This is a genomic window from Sphaerisporangium sp. NBC_01403 (genome assembly GCF_045040145.1).
GTDB classification, from domain to species: domain Bacteria; phylum Actinomycetota; class Actinomycetes; order Streptosporangiales; family Streptosporangiaceae; genus Sphaerisporangium; species Sphaerisporangium viridialbum.
In genome coordinates, this window is the sequence record NZ_CP109534.1 from 977,091 (window position 1) to 992,463 (window position 15,373).

The 15,373-nt window shown below is 71.2% G+C and carries 12 protein-coding genes; 6 read left to right on the forward strand and 6 right to left on the reverse strand.

The genetic code is table 11. From position 1 onward, the window contains the following. The first annotated feature begins 223 nt into the window (after window positions 1-223). The 6 genes from OG589_RS04175 (at window position 224) to OG589_RS04200 (ending at window position 8,628) form a co-directional block, all read left to right on the forward strand. Entirely contained in the window at window positions 224-2,326 is a 2,103-nt protein-coding gene (locus OG589_RS04175; RefSeq protein WP_405146312.1) for a hydantoinase/oxoprolinase family protein, read from the forward strand. Next, a complete protein-coding gene (locus OG589_RS04180) occupies window positions 2,323-4,041 on the forward strand; it encodes a hydantoinase B/oxoprolinase family protein (protein WP_405146314.1) in 1,719 nt (572 codons plus the stop codon). The genes OG589_RS04175 and OG589_RS04180 overlap by 4 nt, the downstream gene beginning before the upstream one ends. Before the next feature lie 51 nt (window positions 4,042-4,092). After that, the gene (locus OG589_RS04185) at window positions 4,093-5,307 is read left to right on the forward strand and encodes an amidohydrolase family protein (protein ID WP_358557296.1); all 1,215 of its coding nucleotides are present in this window, start codon (window positions 4,093-4,095) and stop codon (window positions 5,305-5,307) included. Between the two features lie 185 nt (window positions 5,308-5,492). Further along, window positions 5,493-7,112 (forward strand): cellulose binding domain-containing protein, encoded by a 1,620-nt coding sequence (locus OG589_RS04190; RefSeq protein WP_405146316.1) that lies wholly within the window; start codon window positions 5,493-5,495, stop codon window positions 7,110-7,112. A 398-nt stretch (window positions 7,113-7,510) separates the two neighbouring features. Further along, the gene (locus OG589_RS04195; RefSeq protein WP_392835085.1) at window positions 7,511-7,864 is read left to right on the forward strand and encodes a tetratricopeptide repeat protein; all 354 of its coding nucleotides are present in this window, start codon (window positions 7,511-7,513) and stop codon (window positions 7,862-7,864) included. Window positions 7,865-8,259: 395 nt separating this feature from the next. Further along, entirely contained in the window at window positions 8,260-8,628 is a 369-nt protein-coding gene (locus OG589_RS04200; RefSeq protein ID WP_405146319.1) for a hypothetical protein, read from the forward strand. A 183-nt stretch (window positions 8,629-8,811) separates the two neighbouring features. Here the strand turns inward: OG589_RS04200 and OG589_RS04205 are convergent, their stop codons facing one another. The 6 genes from OG589_RS04205 to OG589_RS04230 form a co-directional block, all read right to left on the reverse strand. Next, complete coding sequence (locus tag OG589_RS04205) at window positions 8,812-10,320, reverse strand: MFS transporter (RefSeq protein WP_405146321.1); 1,509 nt, start codon at window positions 10,318-10,320, stop codon at window positions 8,812-8,814. Then, complete coding sequence (locus OG589_RS04210) at window positions 10,320-11,678, reverse strand: sensor histidine kinase (protein WP_405146323.1); 1,359 nt, start codon at window positions 11,676-11,678, stop codon at window positions 10,320-10,322. The genes OG589_RS04205 and OG589_RS04210 overlap by 1 nt, the downstream gene beginning before the upstream one ends. An 81-nt stretch (window positions 11,679-11,759) precedes the next feature. Next, window positions 11,760-12,740: a M24 family metallopeptidase gene (locus OG589_RS04215; protein WP_405146325.1), complete on the reverse strand. Its 981-nt coding sequence runs from the start codon at window positions 12,738-12,740 to the stop codon at window positions 11,760-11,762. Further along, window positions 12,737-13,651, reverse strand: a complete 915-nt coding sequence (locus OG589_RS04220; protein WP_405146326.1) for an ABC transporter ATP-binding protein — start codon at window positions 13,649-13,651, stop codon at window positions 12,737-12,739. Before OG589_RS04220 ends, OG589_RS04215 begins: the two co-directional genes overlap by 4 nt. Next, complete coding sequence (locus OG589_RS04225) at window positions 13,648-14,442, reverse strand: ABC transporter ATP-binding protein (protein ID WP_405146328.1); 795 nt, start codon at window positions 14,440-14,442, stop codon at window positions 13,648-13,650. Before OG589_RS04225 ends, OG589_RS04220 begins: the two co-directional genes overlap by 4 nt. Then, a complete protein-coding gene (locus tag OG589_RS04230) occupies window positions 14,439-15,290 on the reverse strand; it encodes an ABC transporter permease (protein WP_405146330.1) in 852 nt (283 codons plus the stop codon). Before OG589_RS04230 ends, OG589_RS04225 begins: the two co-directional genes overlap by 4 nt. Window positions 15,291-15,373: the final 83 nt, after the last annotated feature.

Below are 15,373 nucleotides of genomic sequence, written 5' to 3' on the forward strand. Positions count from 1 at the left end.
AGAAACTGTAGAAACCGGTCCAGCCCTCCCCTGGGCGCCCCGCACAGTGCGGGACGCCGCCGCTGTGCGGCTCGCCGCACCCCTCCTGAACAGGCGAAGTCAGGCTGTGCGTGGTCGTTCGCGGCCACCGCGGCCCATGACACCCGGGAAACCCCGCAGGTCATCCCGAGGCCCGCCGAGGCCGCGCCGGACACGGGCGTCCCGGACAGGAAGGAAGCCAACGATGGACAAGGCGAGCAGGCTGGCGATCGACGTCGGAGGGACGTTCACCGATGTCGTCGAGCTGATCCCCGAGACGGGTGAACTCCGCTTCGACAAGGTGCCCACGACGCCCGAAGCGCCGACGAAGGGCGTGATGAGCGCCTTCGGAGTGGCACGGGCGCCCATGACGGACATCGGGATGTTCACCCACGGGACGACCCTTGGGCTGAACGCGCTGCTGACGCGCACCGGCGCGCGTACCGCGGTGATCGGCACCAGGGGCTTCCGCGACGTCTACCTTCTCGGGCGGACCGACCGCAGGACCAACTACGACATCACCTACCGCAAGCCGCCGGCGCTCCTCGAACGTCACGACACCTTCGAGGTGACCGAGCGGAGCCGCTTCGACGGCACCGTGCACACCCCCTTCGACGTCGACGACGCGCGGCGCGTGGCGGCCGTCGTCGCCGCGCGCGGGTACCAGTCGGTGGCCGTCGCCTTCCTGCACTCCTACGCCAACCCCGGCCACGAGCTGCGGATGCGGGAGGTGCTCGCCGAGGTCGCGCCCGGCGTGGCGGTCACGCTGTCGCACGAACTGTCGCGCGAGTACCGGGAGTACGAGCGCACCAGCACCGCCGTCCTGGACGCCTACGTCAAGCCCATCGTGCGCCACTACCTGCACACGCTGGAAGGAGAGCTCGCCTCGGGCGGGTTCGGCGGGCGCTTCCTCATGACGCGCTCCGGCGGCGGGGCGATGACCGCGAGCTCGGCGCGGGAGCAGCCGGTGAGCCTGATCCTCTCCGGCCCGGCCGGCGGCGTCATCGGCGCGGCGGCCCTGTCGAAGATCCTGGACCGGCCGAATCTGATCACGATCGACATGGGCGGGACCAGCCTCGACGCGTCCTTGATCCTCGATTACGAGCCCGTCCTGTACCAGGGGGCCGAGTTCGAGCAGATGCCCATCAACACCCCGTCGCTGTACATCCACACCATCGGCGCGGGCGGCGGCTCGATCGCGTGGCTGGACGAGGCCGGCGCGCTGCAGGTCGGGCCGCAGAGCGCGGGCGCCGTGCCCGGGCCGGCGTGCTACGGCCGGGGCGGTACGGCGCCCACCTTCACCGACGCCGCCCTGGCGCTGGGATACCTCGGCGGCGGCACGCCGCTGGGCGGCAAGCTCACCCTGGACGCCGCCCTGGCCGACAAGGCGCTCCAGCCGATCGCCGGCGAGCTGGGCATGACCGTCAAGGCGCTCGCCCGGGGCATCGTCCGTATCTCCAACACCAAGATCATGGGCGCGGTGCGGGCGATCACCGTCGAGCTGGGCCGTGACCCGAAGGACTTCGCCCTGCTGTCCTTCGGCGGCGGCGGAGGGCTGGTGGCCGTCGAGGTGGCGCGCGAGCTGGGCATTCCCACCGTCATCGTCCCACCGGGCCAGGGCGCCTTCTCCGCCTTCGGGATGCTGATGGCCGACGTGCAGCACGACTTCGCCCGCACCTCGGTATCGCCGCTGGACGGGCTGGACCCCTCGGCCGTGGAGGCCTCCTACGGTGAGATGGAGCGCGAGGCCCTGGCGCAACTGGCGGGCGAGGGGTTCGGCGAGCGGAGCGTGACCCTCGCCCGGTCGCTGGACGTCCGGTACGCGGGCCAGGAGCACTCGGTGACCGTGGCCTTCCCCGCGAGCGCCGACGACATGGTCACCCGGGTCGCGGAGAGCTTCGCCAGGCTGCACGAGCGGCAGTACGGGCACACGATGGGCGACCCGGTCGAGGTCACGACGCTTCGCCTTCGGGCCACGGGATCGGTGGACAAACCCGCGCTGCCACTGGTGGCGCGGCGGGAGTCCGGCTCGCTTTCGGCCGAGGGCACCCGCGCCGTCCACCTGTCGGCGGACCGGCCGGCCGCCGGATACGCCCTCTACACCCGCGAGTCGCTGCTGGCCGGCGACGCCATCGAGGGCCCCGCGGTGATCGCCGAGCACACGGCCACCTCCGTCATCCACGCAGGGGACCGCCTCACGGTCGGGCCGTACGGCGAACTGGTCATCTCCGTCGCCCCGGGAACCTTCGCCCCTGAAACCGTCGCCTCTGGAACCGTCGCCTCCGGAACCAAGGAGTTCAACCGATGAACGACTCCATCACCACAGAGATCATCCGGCACGGGCTGCTCGCCGCGGCGGAGGAGATGGCCCGCAACCTGTGCCGCACGGCGTACAACACCGTGGTGTACGAGATCCACGACTACGGCATCGGCATCCACGACGCCAAGGGGGACGTCGTCGCGGACGCGCCCGGCATCGCGGTGTTCACCCGGGGGAACGACCACGGCATCAAGAAGGCCGTGGAGTTCCTCGGCGAGGACGGCCTGCGGCCCGGCGACGTCGTCATCCTCAACTACCCGTACTGGTCCTCCGCCCACACGCTGGACCCGCTGGTCTTCGCCCCCATCCATCACCAGGACGAGCTCATCGGCTTCGCCTCCTGCCGGATCCACGTGCTCGACCTGAAGCAGAAGGACCCGGGATACGTCCTGGACTCCACGGACATGTCGCAGGAGGGGCTCTTCTTCCCGGCCACCAAGCTCTACCGGGGCGGGGTCCAGAACGACGACATCTTCAACATCATCCGCTTCAACAGCCGGATGCCGGAACGGACCATCGGCGACATCCAGGCGCAGGTCTCCGCCTGCGTCACCGGCGTCCGCCGCACCCAGGAGATCGCGGCCAAGTACGGCGCCGAGACCCTCCTCGGCGCGATGGACGCGATCAACGACCACGGTGAGAAGCTCGCCCGCCTGGCCCTGGCCAAGCTCCCCAAGGGAACCTGGACCGCCCACGACTTCGTCGACAACGACGGTGTCGACCTCGACCGCCTGATCAAGATGCAGGTCACGGTCACGATCAACGACGACGAGATGGTCATCGACTGGACCGGCAGCGACCGTGACGTGAGGGGGCCCATCAACCTTCCCGTGGGCCAGACCGAGGCCTTCTGCAGCCTCATCTTCAAGGCGCTGACGACCCCCGACACCTCGGTGGTGGCCGGGAACTTCCGGCCGATGCGCGTCGTCACCGAACCCGGATCCGTGATGCACGCGGTGCCGCCCATGCCGACCTTCACCCTGTGGACCGGGCTGCTCGGCGGCGAGGTCGTGCTGAAGGCGCTCGCGCAGGGCATGCCGGACCGGGTGCCCGCGTGCTCCGGCGGTGACGTCAGCTCGATGATGGGCCTCGGGGTCAACCCCCGCAACGGCGAGGCGTGGCTGGAGGCGACCAACGAGGCGGTCGGGTTCGGCGGGCACGCCCGGGGCGACGGCGAGGACGGGATCATGCACCTGTCCGAGCCCGGATGCCGCAACAACCCCGTCGAGATCCTCGAGACCAAGTCGCCGATGTTCATCGAGTCCTACGGCTACCGGCCGGACACCGGAGGCGCGGGCAGGCACCGCGGCGGCGTCGGCGTCGGGCGGACGTACCGGTTCACCGCGCCGTCCACCGGCATCTGCCTGGTCTACAAGACCAGGACCAAGCCGTGGCCGATCGGGGACGGGCGGCCGGGGGAGAACAACCACATCGTGCTCAACCCCGGCACCGACCGCGAGGTGACGCAGGGCGGCAGCTACAACCGCCTGGCGGCCGGTGACGTGCTGGTCAACAACACCGGCGGTGGCGGCGGGTACGGCGACCCGTTCGAGCGCGAGCCGGAGCGGGTCGCCAAGGACGTGCGCAACGGCTTCGTGACCGCGGCCGCGGCCGCCCGCGACTACGGTGTCGTGGTGGATCCGGACACCTTCCAGGTCGACCTCGACGCGACCGCGGGGCTCCGGGGCGGGGCGACCGTATGATCCAAATCGTCGCGGCGAGCCCTCGTGGCACCGCCGGAAAGGGGTGCTGAAATGGGTTCCTCGCTCGCGGGAGACCTGACCATCGTCAACGCCGCCGTCTTCGACGGCCGGTCGGCCGAGCTCTCGGACGGCCCTGTGCACATCTCCGGCGGCATCGTCGTCCAGGTCGGCGGCGCCGCGCCGGCCGCGCAGCGGGTGGTCGACGCGCGGGGCGGCACGGTCATCCCCGGTCTCATCGACGCCCACTTCCACGCCTACGGCGTCTCACTGAGCCTGCTGGAGATCGAGTCGGCCCCGCTGAGCTACCTCGCGCTGGCCGGGGCCCGCAGGCTCGGCGCCGCGCTCGGCCGGGGGTTCACGACCGTGCGAGACGTCGCCGGAGGGGACCCTGGACTGGCGAAGGCCATCGCCCAGGGCCTGATCCGTTCGCCCCGCTACCTGTACACGGGGCCGGCCCTGACCCAGACCGGCGGGCACGGCGATCCCCGCCCGGGTGACCAGGACCTGTGTGCCTGCGGGAGCCACACCGGAGAGATCGTGGACGGCGTGGACCCGCTGCGCCGGGCCGTACGCGACCGCTTCCGGCGGGGCGCCCACGCCATCAAGATCATGACTTCTGGCGGGGTGGTCTCGCTGACCGACCCGATCCGGGTTCCGCAGTACTCGCCCGAGGAGGTTCGCGCGGTCACCGGAGAGGCGTCGCGCCGGGGCAGTTACGTGGCGGCCCACGCCTACTCGCCCGAGGCGATCGCGCACTCGGTCGAGAACGGCGTGCGCTCGATCGAGCACGGCAACCTCCTCGACCGGCCGGCCGCGAAGCTGATGGCCGGGCACGGCGCCTTCCTGGTGCCCACCCTCGCGACGTACGACGCGATGGACAGGCGAGGTGCGGACCTCGGGCTGGGCCCAATCCCCCGGGCCAAGAACGCCGAGGTGCTGGAGTCCGGGCGCCGGGCGGTCGAGATCGCGAGGGCCGAGGGGGTGCGCATCGGCTTCGGCACCGACCTCATGGGCGCGCTCGACGACGAGCAGCTCAACGGGCTCCGGCTCCAGGTCGAGGTCGAGGGCGCCCTGGAGGCGCTGCGGTCGGCCACGTCCGTGAACGCCGACCTCATCGGCCGCCCGGACCTCGGCCGCATCGAGCCGGGCGCCGTCGCGGACCTGGTGATCCTGGACGGCGACCCGTTCGGCGACCCGTCGGTCCTGTGGGCGGGCCCCGAGCGCCGCACGGTCATCCAGGCGGGCAGAGTGACAGCGGCGTCCTGAACCCGCCGCCGGGCGGCGCCCGCCGGTTTCCGTGGTGAACGTTTCACGGGTTCCGGCGGGCTCCGTCCGGCCGTGCGCAGGTGGGGCCGGTGGTCCGACGGGGTCGTGGCGCGTGCGGTTGCGGTGGGGCGAAGGGCGTGATGGTTATGGGAGCGCTCCCACTCGCCGCCGTGGCAAGGAACATCATGAGACGACGGATCCGACCGGTATATCTGCTGCTGTCACTGGTGCTGGCCATCGCCGCCGGCACCGTCACGCTCACCCTCTCCGGCGCCAACGCGGCGATCTCGGGGTTCGTGCAGCGCTGCGGCGTCCACTTCTGCCTCAATGGCAAGCCGTACTACTTCGCCGGGACGAACACCTACGACGTGTTCACCTACGGCGGCAGCTACGGGGACACCGAGACGCAGTACATGGACAAGGCCCGCATAGACGCGCATATGGCCGAGCTGCAGGCCGACAAGGTGAGCGTGCTGCGGCTGTGGATGTTCAGCCACGAGAGCTGGCACGGGTTCGAGACCGCCAAGGGCGTCTACAACGACCAGCAGTTCGCGCTCTTCGACTACGTCATCCAGTCGGCCAAGGCGCACGACATCCGGCTCATCCCGGTGTTCGAGAACTACTGGGAGGCCTACGGCGGCATCGACACCCGGCTCAAGTGGGAGGGACTGAACGGCGGGCACCCCGGCCGGGCCGTCTTCTTCGACAAGGCCAAGTGCCCGGGCTGCTTCACCCAGTACAAGAACTACGTCAACTACGCGCTCAACCGGACCAACCACTACAGCGGCGTGAAGTACAAGGACGAGCCGGGCATCTTCGCCTGGGAGCTCATGAACGAGCCGCGCTACCAGGACGTCAGCGCCGACGAGAACAAGAGCGGCGCCACCCTGCGCAAGTGGGTCGACGAGATGGCCTCCTACGTCAAGGGCATCGACTCCAACCACATGGTCGGCACCGGGCTGGAAGGGCACGAGTCGAGATACGGCTTCGGCGGCGACGAGGGCAACCCGTTCGTCTACATCCACCAGTCGCCGTACGTCGACTTCACCTCCGCGCACCCCTATCCGAACGCGAGCTGGGCCAACCTGACCCTCGACCAGACCAAGACCCTGATCGGCCGGTGGATCTCCGACTCGCACGACGTGGTCGGCAAGCCGTTCTTCCTGGGGGAGTTCAACACCGAGGGCAACGCCGACCGGGTGACCTGGTGGAACGCGCTCTACGCCGACTTCGAGGCCAGGGACGGGGACGGCTCGGCCTTCTGGTGGTATCCGGACAAGAACGCCGGGGGCGACCCGCACAGCGTGAAGAGCGGCGACCCGGCGCTGGCGGTGTTCCGCGCGCACTCGGCCCGGATGACGGCCAAGAGCGGCGGCTCCACCTCCCCTTCGCCCACCCCGACCCCGACGCCTACGCCCACTCCGACACCCACGCCCACTCCGACACGGACCCCCACCCCCACTCCCACGCCGACCGTCTCGCCCGGTGGTTGCTCGGTGGTCTACAAGGTCAACGACTGGGGGAGCGGGTTCACCGCCGACGTGACCCTCACCAACGGCGGGAGCGCGGCGATCAACGGCTGGACCCTGGCGTTCGCCTTCACCGGCACCCAGAAGATCACGAACACCTGGAACGGCGTCACCACGCAGTCCGGAGCCCAGGTCACGGTGAAGAACGCGGACTGGAACGGCACGATCGGCGCGAACGGCGGCACGGCGAGCCTCGGCTTCCAGGCCACCTACACCGGCACCAACGCCGTACCGGCCACCTTCACCCTCAACGGCACCACCTGCGCGAAGAAGTGACCCACCTCTGCGCCCGTCTTGGAGCTGGTGAGGGCGCCTGCCGAGCCGACCGCTGATGGCCCGTACTCGTTAGGCATGTGCGAGGGCGGGGATGTTCGACGGCCCACCCGTCAAGGGGCTGACGGGTGGGCCGTGTGTTGTCACCCAAGTGTTGACCTCACCGGGCGACGGATGAAACACCTCAGCCGCGTCTAGGCCTGTGCCCCCCGGCGCGCCCGAACGTGACGTTCCGGGTTCCCCTGGTCGTGACGCGCAGTGGCACGGGTTGGGCGGCATGCGAAAGCAACCCGAACTGTCAGCCGGTGAGGCGCCGGGAAGACGGTGGTACGTGGCGGTGTTGAGGGGGCGGTGGGTGGTCCGCCGGTGCGGCGGACGCTCCCGGGAAGGGGCACGAGCCGATGTCCTACGACGAGTACCAGCGGGGAATGATGTTCTTCGACGCGAAGGACTACCCGGAGGCGGGGCGCATTCTCGCTCCGATCGTGGAGCGGGATCCGGGTAACCGGGCGGCTGTCGAGCTGCTGGGCCGGGCCTACTTCCACAGCGCCCAGCTTGGCCGCGCGGAGGCGACCTTCCGGCGGCTGTTGGAGCTCGACCCGGCCAACGGATGGGCGTACGAGGCGCTGGCCAGGACTCTCGAACGGAGTAACCGCGGCGATGAGGCGCGGCGATACCGCAAACTGGCACTTGCGATGGGTGCCGACCAGGTGAGCGAGATCGACGTGTCCGTGTACGCGGCCAACCTGGTCTAGTACCGCGCGCGTTCAGCACGACGAAGGGGCTCGAAGCCGTGGACACCCGGGTTTCGAGGCCCTTTGGCGTTGTTCAGATGAGAACGCGGGCCATTGGGTGATGTTCTCTCCTACCCACCCGTCCAGCACTTGACGGGTGAACACCGTTCTGCCCGCCCGGCACATGCCCCGCCACAAGCGGTGGTCGCCGGGCGTCGACACCGCCGCAGGGCAGGCGGTGTCGGCGCCCGGTAGTGGTGGTGGGGTGTGGAGCGGGGGTGTGGGGGATACGTGGACCTGCGGGGCATGAGGCGATCATTGTCGTGTTTTCGCAGGTAATAGCATGAAAGTGCCAGGCGTGGAAGTCACGTGCCCGGGCCGTTGCGGCGGTGGGTTCGTACACGTTGGAGGACAGCATGACTGTGAGGCTGAGTAAACGGTCGTTCGAGTTCGCGAAGAGGCTGATCGACGAAGGGCATTACGTCCTGGACGAGATGGACGACTGGAGCGAGCACCAGCCGTCCACCCGGCAGGAGAACGACTTCATCGAGAAGCACGGGTTCGCGGAGTACGCGAAGTGGCATCTCGCCGAGGACGACGAGTCCGGTGAAGAGACCAAGTCCAGGTACAAGTTCCCGTACGGGGACTTCGAGAAGGTGCATCGGTGCGGTGTCATCGCGGCCGAGGTGCGGGCGGCCCGGCTCGACTACACCGACGTCGAGGTCGCCGCGGCTCACCTGCACGGCATGCTCGACGAGCTGAGGTCCCACCAGCACACGGGGTGAGCCGAGGCGCCACCGGTCTGCGGGTTCAGGGTGGGCTGAGGCGCCATGGGTCCGCGGGTTCAGGGTGGGCTGAGGCGCCATGGGTCCGCGGGTTCAGGGTGGGCTGAGGCGCCATGGGTCTGCGGGTTCAGGCCGGGTCGCAGGGGCGCCGACTAGGTCGGCACGTGTGGGGCTGACCCGAGGTCATGGCGGGGTGCGGGGTGAGGCTGAGCGGGTCCGGTGTTCGGCGAGGACGTCGATGAGGGCGGCCACCAGGGCGGCCAGGAGGAACGCGATGTTGACCAGCAGCGCGTGCCTGAAGGCGCGCGCGTAGTCGCCGTGGGTCGAGGCCACCTGGGAGAAGAACGCGGAGCCCACCGCCGCGATGCCGACGGAGGCGCCGATCCGCTGCCCCGTCTGGAGGACCCCGCCCGCGGTGCCGGCCCTGGAGATCGGCACCTCCGACAGGGTCAGAGTCTGGTTCGGCGAGACGACCAGGCCGCTGCCGAGGCCCGCGACGAACAGCGGCACCGCCATTGCCCAGCCCACCTTCGGCGTGGGCATCAGCCGCACCACGAGGTCCAGGGCGGTCAGCCCCACCGTGACCAGCACCAGGCCCAGCGCGACCAGCCGGCGGCCGATCCGGGTGACGATCCGCCCGCCCAGCGCGGCACTCGGCGCGGCCCCCACCGCGAACGCCGTGCTGGCCAGCCCGGCGTGCAGGGCCGAGTACCCGAGGCCCTCCTGGAGGTACTGGGTGAGGATGAAGAAGATCGCGGTGAATCCGCCGAAGTAGAGCATCCCGATCAGCGCGCCGAGGGCGTACGAGCGCCTCCGGAACAGCGAGAGGTCGACCATCGGCTCGTGCCGCCGCCCGTACCACCGCTCCCAGCCCGCGTACAAGGCCAGCACCAGCAGCCCCGCCGGTATGAGCAGCCACCTCCCGGTGCCGTGCCACCGCTGCCCCTCCACCAGCGGCAGGAGCACCAGGAAGATGGCGGTGGCCAGCAGGAGCACGCCCACGGGATCCATGTCCTCCCGCCGCCTCCTGGCCCCGCCGCCGGGGATGTAGTGGTACGCCAGCACTATGGCGAGGATGCCGATCGGGATGTTGACGTAGAAGACGTAGCGCCACCCGTCCTGCCGGCCGCCGAGCTGGATGAGCAGGCCGCCGAGCAGGGGGCCGATCGCGGTGGAGATGCCGATCGTGGCGCCCAGCAGCCCGAACGCCCGGCCCCGCTCCGCGCCGCGGAAGAGCTGCTGGATCAGGCCGCTGACCTGCGGGTTGATCAACCCGCCCGCGGCCCCCTGGACGATCCGCGCGACGACCAGCCAGGTCGACCCCGGAGAGGCCCCGGCGGCCATGCTCGCGAGGGTGAACAGGACGACGCCGGAGATGAACGCGCTCCGCCGCCCGTGGGTGTCGCCGAACCGGCCGGAGGGGACGAGCACCAGCCCGAAGGCGAGCGCGTACCCCGAGACCACCCACTGCAGGTCGCTCGGCGGGGCGTGCAGCCCGACGCGGATGGAGGGCAGGGCCACGTTGACGATGCTCACGTCCAGCAACGTCATGAAGCCGGAGACCAGGCAGACGGTCAGCGCCTTCCACCGGCGCGGGTCCGCGCCCTCCTGCCCGTGCGCGCCGGCCGTGCTCTCCTCCCTGTGCGCGCCGGGGGTACCGTCCGGTCCGGGTGGGTCGCCGGGAGAGGCCATCAGCCGGGACTGCGCACGGTGAGGAGGGGCGCCCTCAGGACGAAGCGGGCGCCCTTGGGGGAGTCCTCGATGGTGAGCGACCCGCCGTGCTGCTCGGCGATGTCCCTGGCGATCGCGAGGCCGAGCCCGGTGCCCTGCTTGTCCTTCTCGCGGCCGGCGGCCAGCCGGGTGAAGCGCTGGAACACGATCTCCCGCTGCTCGGGCGCGATCCCCTCGCCATCGTCGATGACCTCCAGCACGGCGTGGTGGACGTCGCGGCGCACCGAGATGGTCACCGTGGACATGGCGTGCCGCTCGGCGTTGTCGAGCAGGTTGGTGAGCAGGCGTACGAGCTGGAGCCGGTCGCCGCTGACGACCACGCCGTGCTGGAGGTCCAGTGCGATCCGCTTGCCCCGGAAGCGGCGGCCGACCTCGGTGCGCACCAGCTCGGCGACGTTGACGTAGTCACGGGTGACCTTCTCGCCGGAGTCGAGCCGCGCGATCACCAGCAGGTCGGTGACGATGGCCTGGAGCCGGTCGAGGCTCACGACCAGGGACTCGGAGGTCTTGACCCAGTCGGTGTCCTCGGGGTGCATCAGCGCGTCCTCCACCTGCGCGCGCATCGCGGTGATCGGGCTGCGCAGGTCGTGGCCGGCGTCGGAGGCGAAGCGGCGCTGCCGCTCCACCGCCTGCTGCAGCCGGTCGAGGGTCTCGTTCACGGTCTCCGCCAGGTTCCTGATCTCGTCGCGGTGCAAGGACAGCGGCACCCGGCGGCTCAGGTCCGACGCGGTGATCTCGGTCAGCTCCCTGCGCACGCTGTCCACGGGGGCGAGGGCCCTGCCGACGATGCGGTACATGCCGAGCGCCGTGGCCGTGACCACGAACAGCGAGCCGATCCCGAGGATCGCGACCAGCGCGGAGTTGACGTACCAGGGGACCACCGGATCGGCGCCGTAGATGAGCCAGTCGCCCTCCTTGCGGTAGTACCGCGTGACGACCACGTTCATGCAGGTGCCCTTGTGCCCCGGCAGCGAGCACTTCACCCCGTGGGACTCACCATGCTCGTCCGGGGGTGCGATGTCGGCCATCAGCGGCTTGCCGACCAGTTGCCTGGTCGACGAGACGATCCGCCCGGTGTCGTCCACCACCTGGACGGCCGCGACCTTCTGCGGGGGGAGGACCGGGGGAAGCCTGCCCAGCCTGATGAGGCGGCCCACGTGGAGATCGGCCAGAACGATCTGCTGGCGCCTCTCGCTCATGGCCAGGTCGCGCACGCCCAGGAAGACGAGCACGCTCACGCCCGCGCACGCCAAGGCCATCACGACGCTGGCGACCCACGTCAGCCGAGTCCGTACGGACCAGTCGCGCCAGAGCCTCACCGCGCCCCCCTGTCCGCCTCATGATCACCCTAAAACCGGATCATTCGAGGTCAGGGCAGCGAAAGGGCAAGATGGCAGAAACTATGGATCAAGGACATGCAGCGCGCGGGGCATCTGGTTCATCGTCCGGGCTCCGGTGTCCGTGCATTCCACCACATCGCCGACCCGGGCCCCGTAAAGATCGGGCACGTGGATCCCCGGCTCGATCGTCATGGTCATGCCCGGGGCGAGCACGGTGCGGTCCGCGGCGGTGAGCCACGGTGCCTCACGGCGGTCCAGCCCGACGCCGTAACCCGTCCCGCGCGTGACGTAGGCGCCGTACCCGCTCTCGTCGAGCACGCTCCAGGCGGCGGCGTCGACCTCCGCGGCCGTCACCCCCGGGCGTACGGCCTCGGCCGCCGCGTCGCGCGCGGACAGCAGGACCGCGTAGACCGCGTCGAAGTCCTCGGGCGGCTCGGCCACGACGAATCCCCGGCTGGCGTGCGCGTGATACCCGTCCGACTCGGCAGTCACCCTGATCGACACGGCGTCGCCCGGGTTGATCACCCGGCCGGCCGGCGTGTGGCGCGGCCTCGCGGTGTTCTCGCCCGCCGCCACGACGACCGAGAGCACGCCCTCGGCGCCCGACTCGGTGGCGAGCCGCCGAGCCATGACCCGCTCCGTGGCGCCGAACCAGGACAGCTCGCGTGCCAGGGCGAGCACGCCGTCGGTCGCCGCCGCCGCCCGCGCGATCGCGGCGATCTCGTCCGGGCGCTTGGTGACCCGCAGCGGGTCGAGCACCGCCGACGCCAGCACCAGGTCGGCGTCGACGCGGAGCACGAACAACTCGTGCGCCCGCATCTGCGCGTCGACCCCCACCCGCGACACCGAGGCGGGGATCAGCGCCGCGGCCTCGGCGGCGTCGGCCGCGAACCCCGGCGGCAGCCCGGGGACGAGCACGAGGAACCCGGAGACGTCCCGGCCGGCGACGTACCGCAGGTCGGGTGAGGGGCGCAGCACCAGCGCGTCCAGCCCGGCCGCGGACATCCGTGCGAGCACGTCCGCCATGACCTCCCCGGTCATGCCCGCGGATACAGCCAGCAGGACACCGGCCCGGGGGCGGGCTCCTTCTCCGCGCAGACGTCCATCGCCATGGGGCAGCGCGGATGGAAACGGCACCCCGCGGGCGGGTCCGCGGGGTCGGGCACGTCGCCCGGCAGCTCCTGGGGCAGCCTGCCCAGCCCGTCCGGCTCCGGGATCGCCCGCAGCAGCGCCTGGGTGTACGGGTGGCGGGGGTTCGCCCAGATCTCGGCCGTCGGACCGGTCTCGACGATCTTCCCGAGGTACATCACGGCGATGCGGTCCGCGATCAGCCGTACGACGGACAGGTCGTGGCTGATGAACAGCAGCCCGGCGCCCGACTCGACGGCGAGGTTGCGCATCAGCGTCGCCACCTGCGCCTGGGCGGAGGCGTCGAGCGCGGAGATCGGCTCGTCCCCGATGAGCAGCGAGGGACGCGCCGCCAGCGCGCGGGCGATCGCGATGCGCTGGCGCTGCCCGCCGGAGAACTCGTGCGGGTAGCGCCCGGCCATCTGGGCGGGCAGCCCCACCCGCTCCAGCATGCCGCCGGGGGTCGTCTCGCGGTCGCGCGCGGTCTCCAGGCCGTCGGCGATCTGCGCGCCGATCCGCCGCCGGGGGTTGAGGGAGGCGTAGGGGTCCTGGAAGACCATCTGGATCTTGGTCAGCGCCCGGTCCCTGCGGCGCAGGCCGAGGGGGGCCACCTGCCCGCCCTCGAACGCGATCGTCCCGCCGGAGGCGGCGGTGAGCCCGCAGACCGCCCGCGCCAGCGTGGACTTGCCGCAGCCCGACTCGCCGACCAGGCCGACGACCTCGCCGGCCGCCACGCTCAGGCTGGCCCCCGCCACCGCCCGTACGGCCGGACGGCCCGGCGTCCGGTGGTCGACGACCAGGTCGTCCACGGTCAGCAGGCTCACGAGCCCTCCCTTGGAAGTGCGTCCAGAAGGGCGCGGGTGTAGGGATGTTCCGGCGTGCGCAGGACCTGGGCGCGCGGGCCCGTCTCCAGCACGAGCCCCTCCCTCATGACGCTGACCTCGTCCGCCACCGCCGACATGACGCCGAGGTCGTGCGTCACCAGCAGCACGGCGAGCCCGAGGTCGTCGCACAGGCTCCTGAGCAGCCGCAGGACCCCGGCCTGGACGGTGACGTCCAGCGCGGTGGTCGGCTCGTCGGCGATCAGGACCTTCGGGCCGCACGCCAGCGCGATGGCGATGGCGATGCGCTGGCGCATCCCGCCGGAGAACTGGTGCGGGTAGCGGTCGACCGCCGCCGCGGCCCCCGGGATCCGCACCTGGCCGAGCAGCTCGACCGCCCGCGCCCGCGCCTCGGCCCTGCCGAGCCCCAGGTGGTGGCGCATGTGCTCGGTGATCTGGCGGCCGATCGACAGCATCGGGTGCAGGCTGGTCGCCGGGTCCTGGAAGACCATCGCGATCTCGTGTCCCCTGACCCTGTTCAGGTCGCGCTGGGGCAGTTCGAGCAGGTTCCGGCCGCCGTCGAGGACGACGCGGCCGGACGTGCGGGCGCCGTGGGGGAGCAGGCCGAGCGCGGCCAGACCCGTCATGGTCTTGCCGGAGCCGCTCTCGCCGGCAAGGCCGTGGACGCGGCCGGGCCGCAGGCCGATGTCGACCCCGCGCAGGATCTCGTGCCCGCCGATGGAGACCTTCAGCCCCTCGACGCTCAGCACGGTGGCGGTGTCCGGTGAGCTCACAGCGCACGCTCCTTGATCGCGCGGGCCGTACGGGGGTCCAGGGCGTCGCGCAGCGTGTCGCCGAGGAAGTTGAACGCCAGCACGACGGTCAGGATGGCGAGGCCAGGGAAGGTCGCGACCCACCAGCTGTCGAACACCTCCACGCCGGAGGCGACCATCGCGCCCCACTCGGGGGACGGCGGCTTGGCCCCGAGCCCGAGGAAGGAGAGCCCGGACAGCAGGAGCAGCGCCGTGCCGATGTCGAGCGTGGCGAGCACCAGGATGGGTCCTGTCACGTTGGGGAGCACGTCCACCCGCAGTGAGCGCCAGGCGGAGAAGCCGAGCAGCCGGCCGCTGAGCACGAACTCGCGTTCCCGCATGCCGAGGACCAGCCCGCGGGTCACGCGGGCGTAGGCGGGCCACGCCACGACCAGGACCGCCAGCACCGCGTTGGTCAGGCTCGCCCCGAGCGCCGCGGCGACGACCATCGCGAGGATCACGGTGGGGAACGCGAAGACCAGGTCGGCCAGTCGCATGATCCCTTCCCCCACCCATCTACCGAAATATCCGGCGCTGGCGCCGAGGGCGCCGCCGATCAGCAGGGACAGCGCGACCAGCAGCAGCGTCAGCGGGATGGACACCCGGGCGCCGTACATGATCCGGGACAGGATGTCGCGGCCGAGCTGGTCGGTGCCGAACCAGTGCCCGGGGCCGGGGGAGGCCAGCCGGGGCAGGTCCTGGGCCAGCGGGTCGTGCGGCGCGAGCAGGGGAGCGGCGGCGGCGATCACCAGCCAGGCGAGGGCCACCACGGCCCCCATGACGGCGAGGGGCTGCCGCCACGCCTCGGGCAGGCGCGAAAGGATCCTCACGCGGGCCTCACTCCCGGGCGGGCGCCGGCCCACGGGCCGAGGCCGATGCGCGGGCTCACTTTCGGGCCGGTGCCCATGCGCGG